Raw genomic sequence first — 19,198 nt, 5'->3', positions numbered from 1 at the left:
CCATTTTGGAACCAGATTCCATTATTTTTAAGTGGAGATTTAGGGTGGCAGGAAGTTTTTTGGCGCGCGCACTTTGGGCGCTGGAATTGTTGCGGGGCAAGCGGCAAGGAATGCACCACTGGAAGATTGCCAAAAGCTGCCGCGCAGGCTCAGCACCCGTTGGGTATCGCTGGAACTCAGACCGCTGATGCACGTCATGGCCGAGCCTAACTGAAGCTCCCGAATGGACCGGCAGCCCGCTTTCCCTGACTTACAAGACAATGAATTCTACCTTAGGAAACGCTAACATGGATATGAAGTTGACATCCGAGCAGAAGATGCTTGTCGAATCCGTTCGCCGCTTTGTTGAGAAAGAACTCCTGCCGCTTGAGGATGAAATCGAAGAAAAAGGCTATCTGGAACCGGAAAAAGCCCAGGCGCTCTTCGAGAAATCAAGCGCGAACGGATTTTACGCCATGAATATTCCTGAAGAATTTGGCGGAGGCGGACTTTCGGCGGTTGAGACCATGTTAGTGGAGGAGCAGTTCGGCCACGCAAAGGACATCCTCATCCGGCGTGCTTTTGGCAATGTGTATGAGGTTTTGCTCTGCGCCAGCGGCGCGCAGCGTGAGCGCTGGCTGTTGCCGGCGGTTCGGGGAGAGCGGACTTTTTCAATCGCCATCACAGAGCCGGGAGCAGGGTCCGATGCGGCGAGCCTGAAAACCCGTGCGGTCCGCGAGGGAGATGGCTGGAGGTTAACCGGTTCCAAACACTTCATCAGCGACGGTGAGTTTTCCGATTTCTTTGTTGTCTCCGCCGTAACCGATCCGGATCTTGGGGCAAAAGGCATTTCATTATTTCTGGTGGATAAGGGAAGCCAGGGCTTCGTCATTGGCCGGAACCAAAAAATGATGGGATTGACCGGCACCAGCCATGTTGAATTGTCCTTCGACGATGTAGCTCTGGGGCCTGAAAATCTTCTGGGCGAGGCGGGGAGCGGCTTGCGGATGATCTTCGAAACATTGGGGCGCGTGCGGCTCGCGCAAGTTGGCGCGCGCGCAGTCGGCAAAGCCACGCGGCTTTTGAATCTGATGCTCGAATACGCCAAGCAGCGCCGTCAATTTGGGCAGGCCATCGGCGATTTTCAACTGGTGCAGCAAATGCTCGCAGATAGCGCGATAGAGATCAACGCTGCGCGCTGGATGGTGCTCGACGCCGCAACGGAAATTGATAACGGCGGAAACCCGCGCGAAAAGATCTCCATGGTCAAGGTCTATGCGGCAGAGATGCTGGGCCGCGTCGCTGACCGCGCCGTGCAAGTGTTCGGCGGCATGGGGTACTGCGCAGACCTGCCCATAGAGCGGCTGTACCGTGACGCACGCATTTACCGGATATTCGACGGCACTTCGGAAATTCACCGGGTTGTCGTTGCGCGGGGGCTGTTAAAGCACGGGGAGGCGCTGTTCGGGACAATCTGATCTGGAGCCGCTGTTCCAGTAGGCTGGCCCCTCGCCCATAAGGATGCGATGTCAAATCGCATCCAGCCGCGCCCCTATCTTCATTTCCAATATTGAAAACCTTGGCATTACGCAATCTTTGCGCAACATTAGCCGGATGACATGAGTTGGAATCGTACAGCCATTCCAACTCATGTCATCCGGTTCTAGTCCGTCGTCAGTAGAAAACTTGCGATTGTATCCGTAACCATTCTGCGTTGGCGCTCGCGTACGCGGGGATCAGTAAGATCACAGTCGAAAATCGTCCCGAATGTATGGCGGTTTGAAACCCGGTAATAACACAAAGCGCTGATCATGAGATGCAAATCAACCGGCTCGATCTCGCGTTTGAAAACACCCTCCCGGCGGCCGCGTTCCAGAAGGTTTTTTAAAATCACAATCGCCGGCCGATTGGCCTGCCGTACTTCCTCGGAGCTTTTTACATACTCGGCGTTGTGGATATTCTCAATCATCACCAAGCGCACGAAATCTGGATGCGCATCGTGATAATCAAAGGTAAACTCCACCAACCGCCGTAATGCCGTTTCGGGGTCAAGGCGGTCCAGATCCAAATACTCTTCGATCTGGCGTATACGGCGATAGGCGCGCGCCAGCACACAGCTATAGAGCAATTCCTTGCTCCCGAAATAGTAATAGATCATGCGCTTGGTGGTCTGTGTTCTGGCGGCAATCGCATCCACCCGCCCGCCCGCATAGCCCTTGGCTGCAAACTCCTCCGTTGCCACATCCAAAATGTCCTGTTTGGTGCGCTCCGGGTCGCGCGACCGGCCGCTCTGCGACTGCAGATCAGGCGCTAAAATTTCAGCTTCACCAGATGGTTGCATGATATTTATTCCTTACGTCCAACTCTCCAGGATAAACTGCCACTAATTTCGCTGGTTACAAAGAGGCTCCACGTACAATCTTGTAAATTAGGTGGTTTTTTTTGAAACAACGGGCCCAAGCCTCACTTATCCCGGCTGGCATGGTAATCCCTCCATTGTTAACAGGGCTTTCTGGTCCATTTCACCCGGCGCGTTCCAGTTTCCGTGCCGGCAGCACGCCCCGGCCAGGAGGGCGGCGCCCCGCTGATCTTCACGGCGTCCAAGCGGTTCTGGCCCGTTGACATATCCCACTGATTCTGGCCCTTTATGGGGAATGATTTTTTTTAACCTCAACATATCCCGGTCTCGGACATAAGGTCATCAGGATTGCCACACGTCTTCGCAGAAAGATTTTGACAGATTTTTGAAAGTTACGCAGAGTAATGAGCGGAAGAAATGTCCGCGAAGTGCTCCCGGGCAGGTTGGCTTATCCTCTCTTCCTGACCACTGTTCCCTGCTGGCGCCGTTGCTGCACGATATTAAACGTTTTTTGTACATTTATCAGGAAGGATACTTAACATGCGCCGTCGGCTTCTCCTTGGAATTTTTACCGCCGCGCTCGCTTTGACAGGTAGTGCGAAAGCCTCTTTCGCCGAGGGGAAGGTTCTCACCGTCGGCACAGATGTTTCATTTATGCCTTTTGAATTCAGCAACAATGGAAAGACACAAGGATTTGACATTGATCTCTGGACCAAGATCGCCAGCGATCTCGGCTTGAAGTTCAAATGGCAACCGATGGATTTCAGCGGTATCATCCCGGCGCTGCAGACCAAAAACATCGACGTCGCGATTTCGGGCATAACCATTACCCCGGCACGGGCGCAAGTGATTGATTTCTCAGAGCCATATTATGCAAGCGGCCTGACGGCGGTTGTCGCCAAGAACGACACGGCGATCACCTCGCCGGCGGATCTCGCTGGCAAAAAGATCGGCGTTAAAACCGGAACGGCGACAGTCGACTGGGTGAAGGCCAATGTAAAAAATGCCCAGATGGTAAGCTTCCCCAATATTGACGATGCCTTGCTGGCCTTGCAGGCGGGGCGCGTGGACGCCGTGATTCACGACACGCCGAATGTGGTCTATTATGCCAACACCGCCGGCAAGGGCCTGGTGCGGGTGCTGACACCGCCGATGGAAAGCGGTGAGTATTACGGCATTGCCTTCCCGAAGGGCAGCCCGCTGGTGCCGCAGATCAACGCCGAGTTGTCGAAGCTTTCGGCTGACGGATTCTACAAGGCCACATATATCAAATGGTTCGGAATGCAGCCCGCGTTCGAACCCAAATAACGCCTTGGCCGGACAGCCGGTAACCCGGCTGCCCGGCTGATCCGGTTTCAATGTTTTCGCCAGGGGAGAGACCCAATGTCCTTTGATTGGTCTGCTGTCATCGCGGCTCTCCCACAGTTATTGCAGGGGGCTGAGCTTACCGTTTTCATAGCCGCCATCGGACTGATCCTCGGCATATCGGGTGGCATGCTGCTTGGGATGCTGCGCGCTTTCGGGCCGATGCCGGTTAATGCCCTGGTGCAGGTCTATGTCGCCTTTATCCGCGGCACGCCTCTCATCGTGCAGATCATGTTCATCTATTTTGCGCTGCCCATTCTTATGCATGTCAGGATTCAAGGCGTTACGGCAGGCATTATCGCCATTGCCATCAACTCCTCCGCCTATGTCGCCGAGATTGTCCGAGGCTCGCTTCTCTCAATCTCTAAGGGGCTAACCGAAGCCGGGCTGGCGATGGGCCTGCCGTTCTGGAAGGTTCTGGTCTTTATCACGGGGCCTCTGGCATTCCGGCGGCTTATTCCGCCTTTGGGCAACCAGTGCATCACCAGCCTAAAGGATACCTCGCTGCTGCTGGTGATCGGCGTAAGCGAACTAACCTTCACCGGCCAGGAAATCATCGCTGATAATTTCAGAGCTGTCGAAATATGGTCGGCTGTCGCCGTGATCTATTTCGTGATGCTCAGTGCCGTTGGCCTGTTCTGGCAATATGTTGAAAGAAGGATGCCGATCCTATGAGCATCGTGGAATTCTCCAATGTCCAGAAAAGTTTTGGCCCGCACAAAATATTCAACGGCATCAACCTTGAGATCATGCCCCGTGAGGTTGTGGTTGTCATCGGCCCGTCCGGATCGGGAAAGTCTACGCTGCTGCGCTGCATCAATGCCCTTGAATCAATCGAGGGCGGCGACATCCGTGTCGACGGATATAGTGTAAAAGGCGGACGCAACGATATCCGCAATATCCGCCTCGAAGCCGGCATGGTGTTTCAGCAGTTCAATCTGTTCCCGCAGATGACGGCGCTCGAAAATGTGATGTTCGGCCCGATGCGCGTGCGCAAGGCAACGCGGCGTGAGGCGCGCGAGTTGGCGCTGGCCCTGTTGGAGAAGGTTGGCCTCTCGGAACGCGCCAACCACTATCCCGCCGAGCTCTCCGGCGGGCAGCAGCAGCGCGTCGCCATCGCCCGGGCGCTGGCCATTCGGCCGAAGCTAATGCTGTTCGATGAGCCGACCTCGGCGCTGGACCCCGAATTGCGCCAGGAGGTGCTGAAGGTGATGCAGACGCTGGCGGAAGAGGGCATGACCATGGTCATCGTGACACATGAGATCGAATTTGCCCGCAAGGCCGGAACGCGGCTGCTGTTCATGGAGGGCGGCAAAATCGCGCATGACGGCAAGCCCGGCGAGCTTCTGACCAACCCGCCGAGCGAAAGATTACGGGATTTCCTGCAACATGTCGTATAAGGCGCGCCTGGCGCGGCGGTGAGGTCAGGCCGCGGCGGCCAGCCGGTCACGGCCGATCAACGCCAGCCCCTCGGCCACCGAGACGAATTCTCCCCCCGCCGAGATACGCTGCGCGCCGAAGCGCTCGGTGAAAATGCGCTGCACCGCGGGGACAAACGATGTACCGCCTGTGAGGAAAACGCGGTCGACCTCCTCCACCGTAACCCCCGCGCGCTCCAGCGCCTGATCAACCGTTGCGGCCAGACGCTGCACATCCGGGGCGATCCAGGATTCAAAATCAGCGCGTGAGACTTCACTGTCGATCACCAGTTTTTCATGCGCGAAGTGTAGCCGCGCCGTTGGAGCTTTGGAGAGCTGAGCCTTTAGCGCGCTGACAGTCTGGTAGAGCTGATAACCGGCTTCATCGCGCACCAGGGCAATCAGGTTGCGCAGGCGCGAGGGGTCGGCGCTGGCGCGGGCGACTTCCTCGATGTCGCGCAGGATGCGGGGCGTGCGCATGAGCGAAAGCCGGTGCCAGCGCGCGAAGCCGGAGAAATATTCCACCGGCACCGGCAAATCCGTACCCATGACCTTATAAGTGCCGCCCTTGCCTAGCTGCGGGGAGACCACGTTGTCGATAATGCGGTAGTCGAAGGTGTCGCCCGCGATGCCGATGCCGCTATGGCTGAGCGAGACCACCGGATGCGCGGCGCCGGAGGTGAAGCGCAACAACGAAAAATCGCTGGTGCCGCCGCCAAAGTCGCCCACCAGCACGGTGGCGGGGGCGGAGAGGCCGCGGGTGAAGCGATAGCCGGCGGCCTGGGGTTCAAGCGCCACGTCAATCGCGGGGAAACCGGCAGCGGCGTAGCTGGCGCGCAGGCGGGCCTCACCGAAATCATCATCGGCGAAGTCTCCGGCGAAGCGCACGGGCCGGCCGGCGATGATGTGCGCGCCGGCATGCCCGGTCCCGAGCAGCGCGCGAAGGAACAGCGCGATCATCTGCTCGAGGGTGAAGATGCGGCCAAAAATATTGGTCTGGGTGAAACTGTGCTGGGCAAGATAGGTTTTCATCGACATGATGAGCCGGCTGTCGAGCGGGTCGTCCAGATAGGCCTCAATGGCCTGCGGCCCAGCGGCATGGTGCATGTGGCTGCGGCCTTTGGATTGCTCGCTCCAGAAGCACAGCACCGTGCGGAACACGTCAAACTCCGCCGCGCCAAGGGCGAAGCGCCGGGTCTGCACGCTGCCATCGGGCGAGAGCACGGCCACCACGCTGTTGGTGGTGCCAAAATCAATACCGATCAGCTTTGTCATTCAGGGGCCCAATGTTCAAGGAGAAGGGCTTCAAGCGCAGACGCCGCGGCGGCGCAAGGGCCAGGCAGGATGACAGTTCCGTCATATGTGACAAGGGGGCGGCGGGTGGGTTAGTGTACGCGGGAACTTTGAGGCACACTGATCATATGAGCTTGCCGCGATACTATCGGATCGCCCTGAGAACGGGCTTGTTTCTGGGGCTCTCCGGCTGCGCGGTTTATCATCCTGCGCCGCTTGTTCTGCATGATTCTCTGCATGCCTCGGTTTCCGGGTTGCGCAACCAGTTGCCGGGTGGCGGCGCGGTGCCTCTGGGCGGGGCGTTGAGCCTGCCGGATGTGGCGGCGCTGGCGGTGTTGAACGATCCGTATCTGGTGGCGGCGCGGGCGCAGCGGGGCGTGGGCGAGGCGGATTTGCTGAGCGCGGGGCTGGTGCCGGATCCTTCGCTGAGCGCCGGGTTTTCGGCGCTGCTCAGCGGGCCGGGAAGCATGCCGGCGCTGGCCGGGGGGTTGAGCCAGGATGTGTCGGCACTGGTGACCTACCGGGTGAATGTCCGCGCGGCCAAGGCCGGGCTGGCGCAGGTGAACGCGCAGATATTATGGCAGGAATGGCAGGTGGCCAGCCAGGCTGAGCAGCTTTGCATCATGCTGCACGGCGATACGCAAAGCCTGGCCACGCTGCGGGCGGACCATGACGCGCTAGCGCGGGTGAACGCGGCGACGCAGGCGCAGGTGGCCGCGCATAACCTCACCGTGGCGGCGCTATCGGTCAGCATGGCGGATCTGGCGGCGGTGGATGGCGCGTTGAACACGGCGGTGCAGACGCGCGACCAGGACCGCGACCAGTTGGACGCGTTGCTGGGGTTGCAGCCGGGCACCGAGGTGGCGGTAGCGCTGAGCCCGGTGCAGCCGCTAAACCCGGCGGCGGTCGAGGACGCCATCAACTCACTGGCGCAGCGGCGGCCGGATTTGATCGCGCTGCGCTTTGGCTACGAGCAGGCGGATGCGAAGCTGCGCGGGGCGATATTGTCGCAGTTTCTGCCCGTGAGCATCGGCGCGACCGGCGGGCGGGACACGAGCAATGTGTGGAGCGCCGGGCCGCAGGTGAGCCTGAGCCTGCCGCTGTTCAACCGCAACCGGGGCGCCATCGCGCAGGCAAGCGCCACGCGGGCACAGTTGGCCGCGCAGTTTCAGGCCAGCCTGGCCAGCGCGGATGCCGGGGCGCGGGCGCTGCTGGCGCGCATCGCGCTGTTGCAGAATGAGAGCGCCGCTGCTGACATCCAGGCCGCAGCCGCGGCGAAAATCGCGGCGCAAGCGCGGGCCGCGTTCGCCAGCGGGGCGCTGGATGCGGCCAGCGCCGCCGGGTTGCAGAGTGCTGCCACCAGCCGCGCGCGCGAGGCGATTGCGCTGCGGGTGCAATTATTGACCGCCCGGCTCTCGCTGGAAACCTTAACCGGGGTTGGCCTGCCAGCAATCGCCACCGCGCCGATGGAACCCGCCGCATGAAGTTTGTTCGCCCCTGGATGCTCCTGCCCCTGCTGTTACTGGCCGGGGCCGCGTGGTGGGTATTTGCCCCCACCCCGGTGGCCACAGCAACGGCGGCGCCGAGCGTGCTGGTGAACACCATGAAGCTTGCCCCCGGCAGCCTGCCCGCCACCGTGACGGCCTATGGCAGCGTGGCCGCCGGGCCGGGGGCGGAGCAAACACTCTCCACGCAGGCCAGCGGCGTTGTCAGCAATGTGGCGGTGAGCCTGGGGCAAAGTGTGGCCGCCGGGCAGGTGCTGGCAACGCTGGCGGCGGATGCGCCCTCGGTCGCGGAGCTGCGCAAGGCGCGCGATGCGCTGACGGCGGCGCAAGCGGCGCGGGCGCATGTGGCGGCGTTGCTGGCGAGCCATCTGGCGACGAACGCGGATCTGGCGGCGGCCGAGCAGGCCGTGGGGGATGCCAGTGGCACGCTTAAGGCGTTGCAGGCCGCGGGGGCGGGGCGGACGCGCACGATCGTGGCGCCGTTCGCGGGTGTTGTTGCCGCCGTGCTGGTGGCGCCGGGGAGTATTCAGCCGGCGGGCAGCGGGTTGTTGCGGCTGGACGAGAACGGCCATCTGGTGGCGGTAACGGGTGTGACCCCGGCGCAGGCGGGCAGTATCCTCCCCGGCGATACGGCGAAAATCACGCTGCTGAACGATGGCGGCGCGGTGGTGGACGGGCAGGTCGCGCTGGTGGCGGCGATGCCCAATCCGCAGAGCGGGTTGCAGGATGTGATGCTTGCCCCGCACGGCGCGCTGCCGCTGGGCGCGCCGGTGGCGGCGGTGATCACCACCGGCCAGCTGAACGGCTATGTGGTGCCGCGCGACGCGGTGCAGAGCGATGCGCAAGGGAGTTACGTATTTCAGCTCGATGCGCGCAACATCGCGCACCGGGTTGATGTGCGGGTGCTCGGCAACGCGGGCGGGCAGAGCGTATTGGCGGCGGCGGGGCTGAATGCGGCGCTGCCGCTGGTCACCATTGGGGCGTATCAACTCGATGACGGCACCGCGGTGCGGATAGCGAGCGGAGCCGGGAATTGAAATTCGCACTTTGGTTGAACCGGCACCGCCGCTCGGTGCTGCTGGCGGCGGCTGCCCTGGCCTTTGGCGGCATCCTCTCCGCGCTCTCGCTGCCGATCAGCCTGTTTCCGCAGACGGCGTTTCCGCGCGTGCGGGTGAATATAAGCACCGGCAGCCAACCGGCGCAGCAAATGATGCTGCAGGTGACGCAGCCGATGGAACAGGCGGTGCGCGCAGTGCCGGGGGTGGTGGATGTGACTTCCACGACCTCACGCGGGGCGGCGCAGATGATCATTGATTTCAGCTGGGGGGCGGATATGACCGCCGCCACGCTGGGGGTGAACGCCGCAGTAGCGCAGTTGCTGCCCAGCCTGCCGCCCAGCACCAGCTATACCGTGCTGCGCATGGACCCGACGGTATTCCCCTTCATGGCCTATGCCCTCACCTCGCCCGGCGTGAGCCAGGTAAAATTGCGCGACCTCGCGAAATACCAGATCGTGCCGCTGCTCTCGGCCATTCCCGGCATGGCGCGGGTGCAGGTGCAGGGCGGCGATACGGCGGAGGTTGAGGTTGATGTGAACCCGCATCTGCTGGCGGCGTTTCATTTAACGCTGGGGGATGTGACCAGGGCGGTGGGGGCGGCGAATGTGCTGCAATCAGTGGGAAGGGTGGAAGACCACGACCTGCTCTATTTGCTGATGAGCGCCAATGCGCTGCACACGGTGGACGATGTGAAGCATATCGTGGTGCGCGGCGGGCCGGATGGCGTGCTGCGGCTCTCGGATGTCGCCCGTGTGCATGCAGGGGTGACACCGCAGTATTTCGCTGTCTCGGCGGACGGCAAACAGGCGGTAACCGTGCTGCTGTTCCAGCAGCCGGGCAGCAACTCGGTCGCAATCGCGCATGCGGTGGAGCAGGCGCTGGCGGGGTTCGCGCCGCAGATTCCGCCCGGCGTGCGCTTAAGCAAATGGTATGACCAGAGCACGCTGGTGGTGGCGGCCGCGAGCTCGGTGCGCGATGCGATCCTGATCGGGGTAGGGCTGGCGGCGCTGGTGCTGCTGTTCTTCCTGCGCAGCTGGAGCATCACGCTGCTGGCGGTATTGATCGTGCCGGCCTCGCTGGCGGCGGCGGTGCTGGTGCTCTCGCTGCTGGGGATGAGTTTCAACATCATGACCCTGGGCGGGCTGGCCGCTTCGGTCGGGCTGGTGATCGACGATGTGATCGTGATGATCGAGCACCTGGCGCGCCGTGCCAGCGGGCAATATGCGGCGGACCATGAGCCGGGGGCGGTGCCGGTGGCGAACCGGGTTCTGAGCGATGGCGCGGAGTTTCTGGCGCCACTCACCGGCTCCTCGGCCGCGACGTTGATCGTGTTCGCGCCGCTGGGGTTTCTCTCCGGCGTGACCGGGGCGTTCTTCAAGGCGCTCTCCATCACCATGGCCTCCACGCTGTTTGCCTCCTGGCTGCTCACCGCCTTCGCGGTGCCGCTGCTGGCGAGCCGGTTAATCAATTTCAGCAAATGGCACGACCCGGAGATGGACAAGCCCGGCTGGCTGACGCGCACCCATGGCGCGCTGCTGGCCCGGGTGTTCAGGCACCCTGCCCTGCTCGGCGGCGCGGTGGCGGGGCTGCTGGTGGTGGGGGCACTTTCCTTCAACCATGTGCAAACCGGCTTCATGCCCAATCTCGACGAAGGCGGGTTCGTTCTGGATTACCAGAGCGCGCCCGGCACCTCGCTGGGGGAGACGCAACGCGAGATCGCGCAGGTGGAAGGTATTTTGCGCGCCGACCCGGCGGTGGAGAGCTTCTCGACGCGGATCGGGGCCGGGTTTGGCGGCGACCTGAACGAGCCGAACCAGGGCGATATCGTGGTGCGGCTGACCCCGGTTGGCACCCGGCCGGGGATCGACGCCGTGATGCAGCGGCTTGGCGAACAGATCACCGCCAAGGTTCCCGGCGTGGATACCGATTTGCATCAGCTGATGGGCGATGAGATCGGGGATCTGACCGGGGTGCCGCAGCCCATCGAGGTGAAATTGGCGGCGGCGGACCCGAGCCAGCTGGGGCCGGCGGCGCTGCGCGTGGCCGCTGCGCTGGGCCGCATCGCGGGGGTGAATTCGGTGGTAAACGGCATCGTCCCGGCGGGGGATGCGTATGAAATCCACGTTGACCCGGCGCGGGCGGCGATGCTGGGGCTGGACCCGGCAAGCGTGGCGGCCAGCCTGGATACGCAGCTGAACGGCAGCGTGGTGACCACGCTGGAAGGCCAGAACCAGCAGACCGGGGTGCGCGTGCAGCTCGACCCCGGCGCCAAGGCGAACACCGATGCGCTGGCGGCAATTCCCATTGCCACCCCCAGCGGCAAGCTGGTGCCGCTTGGCAGTATCGCCCGTTTTTCCATCGCTGCCGGGCAACCCGAGATCACGCGCGAGAACCTGCAGCAGATCGTCGCGGTAACGGGGCGGATCAGCGGGCGGGGGATCGGCAGCGTGATCGCGGATGTGAAAACCGCGCTGGCCAAGCCCGGCGTGCTCGGCCCTGGGGTCACCTACACGCTGGGCGGGCTATATAAGCAGCAGCAGATCGCCTTCGCCGGGCTGATGCGCGTGTTCATCGCCGCATTGCTGGCGGAATTCGCGCTGCTGCTATTTCTCTATGAGCGGTTCTCGCTGGTGTTCGCGATCATGGGCACCTCGCTGCTCTCCACCACCGCGGTGTTCACCGGGCTGTGGCTCACCGGAATCGAGCTGAACATCACCGCGCTGATGGGCATGACGATGATCGTGGGCATCGCCACCGAAATGGCGATTTTCTTTGTCAGCGAATACAATCATCTGGCGCAGGATATGGACACCCGCGCAGCGCTGATCGCCGCCAGCGTCAACCGCCTGCGGCCCATCGCCATGACTACGCTCGCCGCCATCCTCACCCTGCTGCCACTGGCGCTCGACCTCGGCCAGGGCGCTGGGATGCAGCAGCCACTCGCAATCGCCATCATCTCAGGACTGCTCGTCCAATTCCCCATGGTCCTGCTGGCACTCCCCGTGCTGCTCTGGCTGCTGCGCGAACGCAAGAGCGAGCCGGAAATTTCATAAATTTTTTGTAACGCGCTGCCTTGTTTGCGCCTTGATGCCGCCCCGAGGCTGACCCGTTTTTCCGCATAATGGAAAACATCAGCTCTGGAGGGCCGGTTTATGAAAACAACTGCGACGCGCACTAAACTTCTGATTGCCACTTTGACGCTGGGCATCGGCTTGGCAATGACGCAGGCGGCCAAGGCCGACGACTGGCGCGACCATGGCGGCGATGGCTGGCACCACCAGCAGCGCGGCGGCGATGACGGCCGGCAAGACCATTGGCAGGCCGGTTGGGGCGGCGGGTATTATCCACGGCCCCAGTATTATGCGCCACCGGCGCCAGCCTATTACGCCCCGCCCCCGGCTTACTACGCGCCACCGGCAATCGTGGTCGGCTTTGGCGGCGGTAACGACGACGATTAGAGAGAAAGCTCCTAAAAATCTGCCGGATACGCAGCCCGCCCGGTGATCCCGGGCGGGTTGCACGCCGGATCGTTATCGGCTTAGCTTGCGAACTTCGGGATATGCCATGCGCACCGCACCCGGGACGAAGGGCGGAGTTTGAAATGATAAGCCAGCCGGCTGAACAGACCCAGGCTGAACAGAGCGGGTGCGCGCAGGTCGCCCTGGTGGCGACTTTGGGACTTTTGCCGTTTCTTGATAAAATCGGTGCGGATGCCGGCCGGGTAATGGGACCGGCGGGGATTGATGCCAGCCGGCTGAACGGCGCCAGCGAGGGCAGCCTGGCGCTTTCAGCCTATGTGGACATGATGGAGCGGGCTGCGAAAATTTCCCGCTGCGACAGTTTCGGACTGCGCTATGGGCGGCAGTTCCCGGCCTTCAGCCACGGGCTGGTGGGCGATGTCGCGCTGGCCGCGCCCACCATCGGCACCGCGTTACGCCAGTTCGTGGATCTGTTTCCGCTGCACCAGGAGGCCAGCCAGGTAGGCTTACGCGCCGAGAGCGGGTTGCTGCGGCTGGAGTACCGGATTCTCGATTGGCGGATATTCGACCGGCGCCAGGATGCGGAGCTGACCATCGCGATGTTCCAGAACCTGTTGCGGCATGCGTTCGGCCCGGGGTTTGTGCCCGAGGAGGTGCATTTCGAGCATCCGAACCCTGGGCATTGCGGCGAGCATGAGGAGACATTTGGCGCGCCGGTATATTTTGGCCAGCGTACCAATGCCATTGCCTTCCGCCCGCGCGATTTGAACCGGGCGATGCCGGGCACGGATGCGGGCAGGTTCTCGCGCCTGCTGGCGGAGGCGTGCATGCGCCGGTTGCCGCGCGGGGCCGTACCGCTGGCTGAGCGCGTGCGCGGAGAGATTCGCGCCCGGTTGCCCGATGGATACCCGCCCATGGAAGAGGTGGCGGATGCGCTGGGCATCGCCCGCTGGACCTTGCAGCGGCGCCTGGGGGAGCTTGGCCTCAGCTACTCAGACGCCGTGCAGCAAGTGCGCCAGGCGCTGGCGCTTAGCTATTTGTCGCTGCCGCATCTCTCGATCTCAGGCATCGGCCAGTTGTTGGGCTATGCCGAGCTGAGTCCGTTCAGCCGGGCGTGCCGCCGCTGGTTTGGCGCGCCGCCCGAGCAGGTGCGGGCGGAGCGGCTTTGCGGGCCAAAAACCTTCTGAACGGCTCGGCCAGGATGCCGGTCACGATCATGCCGGCGCCGGCGATGGTGGCGAGGCCCATCGGGTCGCCCGCCACGGCGCCCACGGCCCCCGCCCAGACCGGCTCCATGGCGAAGATAACGCTGGCCCGCAGCGCCGGGACGTGCGCCTGCCCCCAGGCCTGACCAAACATGATGACGCTCGTGGCGGCTCCCAGGCCGATGGTGCTGTACCAGAACGGCGGGTAGCCCCAGGGCACCGCGGCGCCGGTAAGCAGGTTGGCGCCCAGGCTGAGCACCGCCACCACGCTCATCTGCACAATCGCCAGCCGCTGCGGATTGCAGCGCGGAGCATAGCGGCTGAGCAGAATGATCTCGAGCGCGCAGGCCAGCGCGGCGGCGAGGGTCAGCATGTCGCCCAGGGAAAGCCGGAACACGCCGCCCTTGGGATGCGCGAGCAGGGCAAGCCCGGCGAATGCCAGGATGATGGCGAGCAGGCCGCTCCACCCCGGGGGCTTGCGAAACAACAGCAACTGCAGCACTGGCACCAGGGGCACATAAAGAGCGGTGAAAAAAGCCGAGCGGCTGGAGGCGATGTCGGTCAGGCCCTGGGCCTGAAGCGCATAGCCCGCGAAGAGCGAGGCGCCGATGAAAAATCCGGCGCGCCATTCCGCCAGGCGGGGCCAGGACGGGCGGGTGATGACAACGAGCAGCACGGCGCCAATGGCAAAACGAAGGCCCACCAGCGCCAGGGCGCCGCCATGCGCCAGCCCCAGCTTGATGGCCAGAAAGGTGAAGCCCCAGATCATGGTGATAGATACCAGAACCAGCTCAGGAGGGATCTTTCCGCGCCCCTCGGTGGCGGTTGAGTGAGTCATACGGTGAGGTCTTAGCCCGAGGGCGCCCGCGGGGCAAAACCACAAGGTCCGCCGCGCGGGAGAACGTTACTGACACAAATCTATCACACTGCGGGAAGGCAAGTTGATGTATCGGCCACCTAAACACATTAGGGGTTAAAAAGTTGAGCATCGCGTATATCATTTATCTCGCCGGCTACTCGGATGGGGTACTCTATGTCCTGGCAACGCTGCTGCTGGTGGCCTTGGCCGTTATGATCGACCGCGCTTGGTCGCTGCGGAGCACAATCCTGCGCGGCAAGTCGATCATCCGCGCAACCGCCGAAAAATCCGCTCTCTCACACCAGGACCTCACGGGCCTGCTGCACGCCGCGGGCAGCCTGCCGGAAGCCGCCCTGCTGGATACCGCGATCCGCCATCTCGACACCGCCGATGCCGAGGGCATGGCCAACCGGCTGGATGAGTCGATCATGCTGATCGCCCCGATGCTTGACCGCCGGCTGTGGATTCTCGACACCGTGGTAACCCTGGCGCCGCTGCTCGGCCTGTTTGGCACCATTATCGGCATGTTCCACGCCTTTAACGTGCTGGCCCAGCCGGGCCACGCCCCGGCCGAAGTGACCGGCGGCGTCGCCGATGCGCTGGTCGCCACCGCGTTTGGTATTTTCATCGCCATGCTCGGGCTCACCGGCTTCAACGCCCTGAGCAACCAGGTGCAGTTGATCGTGCACCAGCTCGACTCGATGAAGATGATGATCGTGAACCGCACGGACGGTTCTCCCATGGTGCCCTCGCGCGGCGCGGCGCCAAAGACCCAGGCCAGCCCGCGGCTGGTGAACGCCTGAACCGATGAAAATGCGCTATTTCGAACGCCGCAAGGCGCGCATCGAGATCATTCCGATGATCGACGTAATGCTGTTCCTGCTTGTGTTCTTTGTTATCGTGACATTGCAGATGATCCCCGACGCCGGGGTAAGCCTGCAACTGCCGACCTCCAGCCAGGCTGATACGCTGCCGCATCCGAAATTCACCGTGAACGTGCTGCCCGACGGGACGATCAAGGTGAAGGACCAGGTGATGACGCCTGACCAGCTGACGGCCATGTTCCAGGCCGACGGCGCGCCCGACAAGACCGACCTGACGATCGCCACTGACAAGACCACGCCATTTCAGGATTTCATGAGCGTGATCGATGCCGCCCGTAAGGCCGGGGTTTCGGATATCGGTATCGCCGCCCAACCGGCGCCAGGCGCAAGTTAGGTTTTTTTAAAGTTATGACTTAAGAAAACCCGCCCGGCCACATGGTCCGGCGGGTTTTTTATCGCGGCCAGCCTGCAACAAAAGGGTCATGGATTCTTAGCGAAACTGACACCGCTTTTTGCACTGCGGTAGAGTATCGCCCAGCCCGTGTAACGACGGCGCTCGCATTGGGACGGGCGCGATCATAAAACAGGGGCTTTAAATAATGAATTCCGCAAACACGTTCCGGCGCGCCTTGCGCCGGGCCTCCTCGCACCGGGCGTTGGCATTCGCCCTGGCTGGGCTGGTTCTTGCCACCGCATCCGCGCATGCGCAAACCAGCACAGCGCCGGTGAACCTCGATCTCGGCGCCGTGCTCGCCACCGGCACGGCCGATACCGCGCTGCTCGCCAGCACACCCGGCACCGCGCCGAACGAAGCCCCCTCGCTGACGCCGCTGAACTCCACGCAGCCGACCTCGGTGGTGAGCAAAAAGACCATCGAGAACCTGCTCATCGGCACGCAGAGCTTCGCTGATATTGCTAAACTCACGCCTTCGGTCTCGGCGATCAGCCCGAACGGCCCCGGTTTGCAGGAAGCCAACGGCCCGACCATCCGCGGCTTCTCCGATGGCCAGTACAACGTGACCTTCGATGGCATCCCCTTTGGCGACTCCAACGATTTCACGCATCACTCGACCTCGTTCTTCACCGCCAGCCAGATCGGCCAGACCATTGTGGACCGCGGCCCCGGCACGGCGGAAACCGTGGGCGATGCCACCTTCGGCGGCACCATTTCGCTGCGTACCATCGACCCGGCAGCGACGCGCACCATTACGCCGTATGGCGAATGGGGCAGCTATGACACCAACCTGGGCGGCGTGCGTTATGATACCGGCTCCATCCAGTCCGCCAACGGCACCGCGGCGGTGGTTGATGCTGAGCACATTCAGAGCAACGGCGGCCTGACCAACACCGGACAGGAACGCACCAATTTCTTCGGCAAAATCGTGATCCCGGTTGGTGACAACACCACTGTGACGCTGATGACCGACTACCAGAAATTATACCAGAATTTCGCCACCGGCACGACCTCGGACCAGCTCGCTTTTTATGGTTCGAACTACGCCAACAGCACCGACCCAACCCAGCAGAACTACAACAAGTACAACGCCGACCATATCGTAACCGATATGAATTACATCGATGTACAGTCTAACTTTGGTGCGGGCTGGCTCTATGACGGCAAAATTTATACCTATGGCTATTACCACCACGGGCTGAACGGCGCCGATGCCAACGGCCAGGGCCTGCCCGGGCAGGCGCTGCCCGCCGGCGCGGTTCCGAATCTGGTTGCCTACACGCCGGGCGGCGCGGCTGTCACCGGCGTTCCAGGCCAGCAGATGAAGATGGATTACCGCTCGGTCGGCACCATCCAGCGTTTGCAGAAGGATTTCGACTGGGGCGATATCAAGACCGGCCTGTGGTTCGACCATCAGGTGAACACCCGCTTCCAGCAGGAAGTGATCCTGAACGCGGGCGCCGTGCCGAACTATCTCGCCAATGGCACCGGGCCCACCATCGACCGTTTGCAGTATAACCAGCTCTACACCTTCCAGCCTTATGGGCAGGTGGACTACAAGCCGATTGACGGGTTGACCCTAACCGCCGGTCTGAAATACGCTTTCTTCAAGCGCGCGTTGAAAGCACCCTTCAACCAGACCACACAATCGCCGCAGGGTTTCCAGCACAACTACGACAAAATGCTCCCCTCCTTCGAGGCGAAATACGACATCAACCCGAACCTCTCGGTTTATGGTCAGGCCGCCGAAGGATTCCTGGCGCCGAACCTGAACACTTTCTATACCAACGATATTACGATCGAGAGTGTGAAGCCTGAAAGCACCATCAACTTCCAGACCGGCTTTGCCTATCAGGGGCCGCATCTGGCGATGGGCGGGGATATCTACAATATCCATTTCCAGAACTACATCGACCATAGCGGTTCAGGCAACAACAAGATCTTTTTCAACCGCGGCGGCGTGATCTATCGCGGCATCGAAGGTGACACGACCTACAGCTTCGATAACGGCCTCAGCCTGTTTGCGAACGCGGGCTATAACCAGGCGTTCAAGACATCCACCAACGCCTACATCACCCAGGCGCCGCAATTCACCTCCAACTTCGGCGTAATTTACGACAAGAACGGCATCTATGGCTCGGTGATCGACCAGTGGACCGGCGGCGAGTATTCCGGCACAACTGGGATCGGCGCTTATGCCAACAGCCCGGCCGTCGGCAAATCCCCGGGCGGCTGGTACAATCCGTATAACGTCGTCAACCTCGCGGCGGGCTATACGTTCAACCATCTCAACCCGAACCTGAGCCAGATCAGAGTGAAGTTGAACGTGGACAACATCACCAATCAGAAGCAGGCGATCTTCGACAACGGCACCGATGCGGCAGGCCAAACCTGGTACTATGTGCTGGGCGGAACCTCGGCCTTCGTTTCACTCTCAGTGCCGATCAACTTCTGAAGTTTGTGACCGTTTAGAGAAACCACGGCTGCGTAAGTCAAGGCCCGGCGTAAGCCGGGCCTTGATGCGTTAGAATGTCATATTGAAAACGATAGATTTGGTACAAATGTCTGAGACAATGAACTCCTCCTGGCTCACCCCGGATACCGGAAACCTCCGCTTTGCCACCGCGATGGGCGTGGGGCTGCTGCTCGAGCTGGCAGCGCTTGGCCTGCTGATGCCGATAATGGCGCATAAGCAGACGCCTGCGCTAACCCCTGCGGTGGTGAAGCTTTCGGTTATCACCCCGCCTGCCCCCAAACCAGCGCCGCCAGTGCCAGTGCCGCCCAAGCCCGTGGCTCAGCCCGTGGTGCAGCCGGTGGCCAAACCATTGCCGCCGCCGCCAAAGCCCGCGGCGCATCATGTGGTGCGGCATGTCGTACGGCACGTTCCTGTGCCCAAGCCGTTGCCCAAGACGTTGCCCACGCCGCCGCAAGCCGTTAAGCCGCCACCGGTGCCGGTGCCGCCGCAGCCCGTGGTGCCGCCCGCGCCGAGCGCCGGCGCTGTGGACGTTTTCAGCGCCGCGATCAAAGCAGCGCTACAGGCACATGCAAACGAGGTCTACCCACAGTCCGCGCAGATGGCGCATGAGGCGGGCTCGCCGCAGCTTACATTCACATATCTGAACGGCGTGGTCTCCAACATCGCGCTGACGCGCTCGAGCGGGTTTCCGCTGCTGGATGCGGCGGCGCTCAGAGATGCGCGGATCGCGCACTACCCTGCCCCGCCGTCCGGCTTCGCCGGGCGCACCTATCAGATAACCGTGGCGGTGGACTTCCGCCTGGCGGCTGTCAGCATCGACGCGGATTAGAGTCTCTTTCACCTAATTTGACGCGTATCCTGAGTTTTTGAAGTAGTTTGCGCATTCCTGTGGTTTGAACTCGTTGAGCAACGTGCCGATGCGTT

Annotated in this window: 16 protein-coding genes; 13 read left to right on the top strand and 3 right to left on the bottom strand. The window is 62.1% G+C overall.

All coding sequences use genetic code 11. The annotated features are described in order from the left end of the window. Positions 1-287 precede the first annotated feature (287 nt). Positions 288-1,457 carry an acyl-CoA dehydrogenase family protein gene (locus HKL97_RS05930; protein ID WP_291423408.1) on the top strand — a complete coding sequence of 390 codons (1,170 nt, stop codon included), beginning with the start codon at positions 288-290 and terminating at the stop codon, positions 1,455-1,457. A gap of 185 nt (positions 1,458-1,642) precedes the next feature. On the opposite strand, the gene HKL97_RS05925 is transcribed toward HKL97_RS05930, so the two are convergent. Next, positions 1,643-2,320, bottom strand: a complete 678-nt coding sequence (locus HKL97_RS05925) for a TetR/AcrR family transcriptional regulator (RefSeq protein ID WP_291423406.1) — start codon at positions 2,318-2,320, stop codon at positions 1,643-1,645. Between the two features lie 558 nt (positions 2,321-2,878). Here HKL97_RS05925 and glnH point away from each other — a divergent pair. The 3 genes from glnH to glnQ all read left to right on the top strand — a co-directional run bounded on the left by glnH (position 2,879) and on the right by glnQ (position 5,103). Beyond that, positions 2,879-3,646, top strand: a complete 768-nt coding sequence (glnH, locus tag HKL97_RS05920; RefSeq protein WP_291423404.1) for a glutamine ABC transporter substrate-binding protein GlnH — start codon at positions 2,879-2,881, stop codon at positions 3,644-3,646. Positions 3,647-3,721: 75 nt separating this feature from the next. Then, the gene (glnP, locus tag HKL97_RS05915) at positions 3,722-4,378 is read left to right on the top strand and encodes a glutamine ABC transporter permease GlnP (RefSeq protein ID WP_291423402.1); all 657 of its coding nucleotides are present in this window, start codon (positions 3,722-3,724) and stop codon (positions 4,376-4,378) included. A gap of 2 nt (positions 4,379-4,380) precedes the next feature. Continuing rightward, positions 4,381-5,103: a glutamine ABC transporter ATP-binding protein GlnQ gene (glnQ, locus tag HKL97_RS05910; RefSeq protein ID WP_408820747.1), complete on the top strand. Its 723-nt coding sequence runs from the start codon at positions 4,381-4,383 to the stop codon at positions 5,101-5,103. A 24-nt stretch (positions 5,104-5,127) separates the two neighbouring features. Here glnQ and HKL97_RS05905 read toward each other — a convergent pair whose 3' ends face one another. Next, positions 5,128-6,396 carry an Hsp70 family protein gene (locus HKL97_RS05905; RefSeq protein ID WP_291423398.1) on the bottom strand — a complete coding sequence of 423 codons (1,269 nt, stop codon included), beginning with the start codon at positions 6,394-6,396 and terminating at the stop codon, positions 5,128-5,130. A 188-nt stretch (positions 6,397-6,584) separates the two neighbouring features. Here HKL97_RS05905 and HKL97_RS05900 point away from each other — a divergent pair, with 188 nt between their 5' ends. The 5 genes from HKL97_RS05900 to HKL97_RS05880 all read left to right on the top strand — a co-directional run bounded on the left by HKL97_RS05900 (position 6,585) and on the right by HKL97_RS05880 (position 13,643). After that, positions 6,585-7,898, top strand: a complete 1,314-nt coding sequence (locus HKL97_RS05900) for a TolC family protein (protein WP_291423396.1) — start codon at positions 6,585-6,587, stop codon at positions 7,896-7,898. Continuing rightward, complete coding sequence (locus HKL97_RS05895) at positions 7,895-8,956, top strand: efflux RND transporter periplasmic adaptor subunit (RefSeq protein WP_291423394.1); 1,062 nt, start codon at positions 7,895-7,897, stop codon at positions 8,954-8,956. The genes HKL97_RS05900 and HKL97_RS05895 overlap by 4 nt, the downstream gene beginning before the upstream one ends. Then, complete coding sequence (locus HKL97_RS05890) at positions 8,953-12,030, top strand: efflux RND transporter permease subunit (RefSeq protein WP_291423393.1); 3,078 nt, start codon at positions 8,953-8,955, stop codon at positions 12,028-12,030. Before HKL97_RS05895 ends, HKL97_RS05890 begins: the two co-directional genes overlap by 4 nt. A 99-nt stretch (positions 12,031-12,129) precedes the next feature. Next, a complete protein-coding gene (locus HKL97_RS05885; RefSeq protein ID WP_291423391.1) occupies positions 12,130-12,435 on the top strand; it encodes a hypothetical protein in 306 nt (101 codons plus the stop codon). A 143-nt stretch (positions 12,436-12,578) separates the two neighbouring features. Next, positions 12,579-13,643: an AraC family transcriptional regulator gene (locus HKL97_RS05880; RefSeq protein WP_291423389.1), complete on the top strand. Its 1,065-nt coding sequence runs from the start codon at positions 12,579-12,581 to the stop codon at positions 13,641-13,643. Here the strand turns inward: HKL97_RS05880 and HKL97_RS05875 are convergent. Then, positions 13,561-14,499: a DMT family transporter gene (locus tag HKL97_RS05875; protein WP_291423387.1), complete on the bottom strand. Its 939-nt coding sequence runs from the start codon at positions 14,497-14,499 to the stop codon at positions 13,561-13,563. The genes HKL97_RS05880 and HKL97_RS05875 overlap by 83 nt on opposite strands. 143 nt (positions 14,500-14,642) lie before the next feature. Between HKL97_RS05875 and HKL97_RS05870 the strand changes: the two genes are divergently transcribed. The 4 genes from HKL97_RS05870 to HKL97_RS05855 all read left to right on the top strand — a co-directional run bounded on the left by HKL97_RS05870 (position 14,643) and on the right by HKL97_RS05855 (position 19,103). Beyond that, entirely contained in the window at positions 14,643-15,323 is a 681-nt protein-coding gene (locus tag HKL97_RS05870; protein WP_291423384.1) for a MotA/TolQ/ExbB proton channel family protein, read from the top strand. 10 nt (positions 15,324-15,333) lie between these two features. Continuing rightward, positions 15,334-15,738 (top strand): biopolymer transporter ExbD, encoded by a 405-nt coding sequence (locus HKL97_RS05865; RefSeq protein ID WP_291423382.1) that lies wholly within the window; start codon positions 15,334-15,336, stop codon positions 15,736-15,738. Between the two features lie 205 nt (positions 15,739-15,943). Beyond that, positions 15,944-18,253, top strand: coding sequence for a TonB-dependent receptor (locus tag HKL97_RS05860; protein ID WP_291423379.1), 2,310 nt, complete (start codon positions 15,944-15,946; stop codon positions 18,251-18,253). A 106-nt stretch (positions 18,254-18,359) separates the two neighbouring features. Beyond that, a complete protein-coding gene (locus HKL97_RS05855; protein WP_291423377.1) occupies positions 18,360-19,103 on the top strand; it encodes an energy transducer TonB in 744 nt (247 codons plus the stop codon). Positions 19,104-19,198: the final 95 nt, after the last annotated feature.

This window comes from Acidocella sp. (genome assembly GCF_013044125.1).
Taxonomy (GTDB): Bacteria; Pseudomonadota; Alphaproteobacteria; order Acetobacterales; family Acetobacteraceae; genus Acidocella.
The sequence above is the reverse complement of the archived record's forward strand: the minus strand, read 5'-3'. Positions and strand labels throughout refer to the sequence as shown.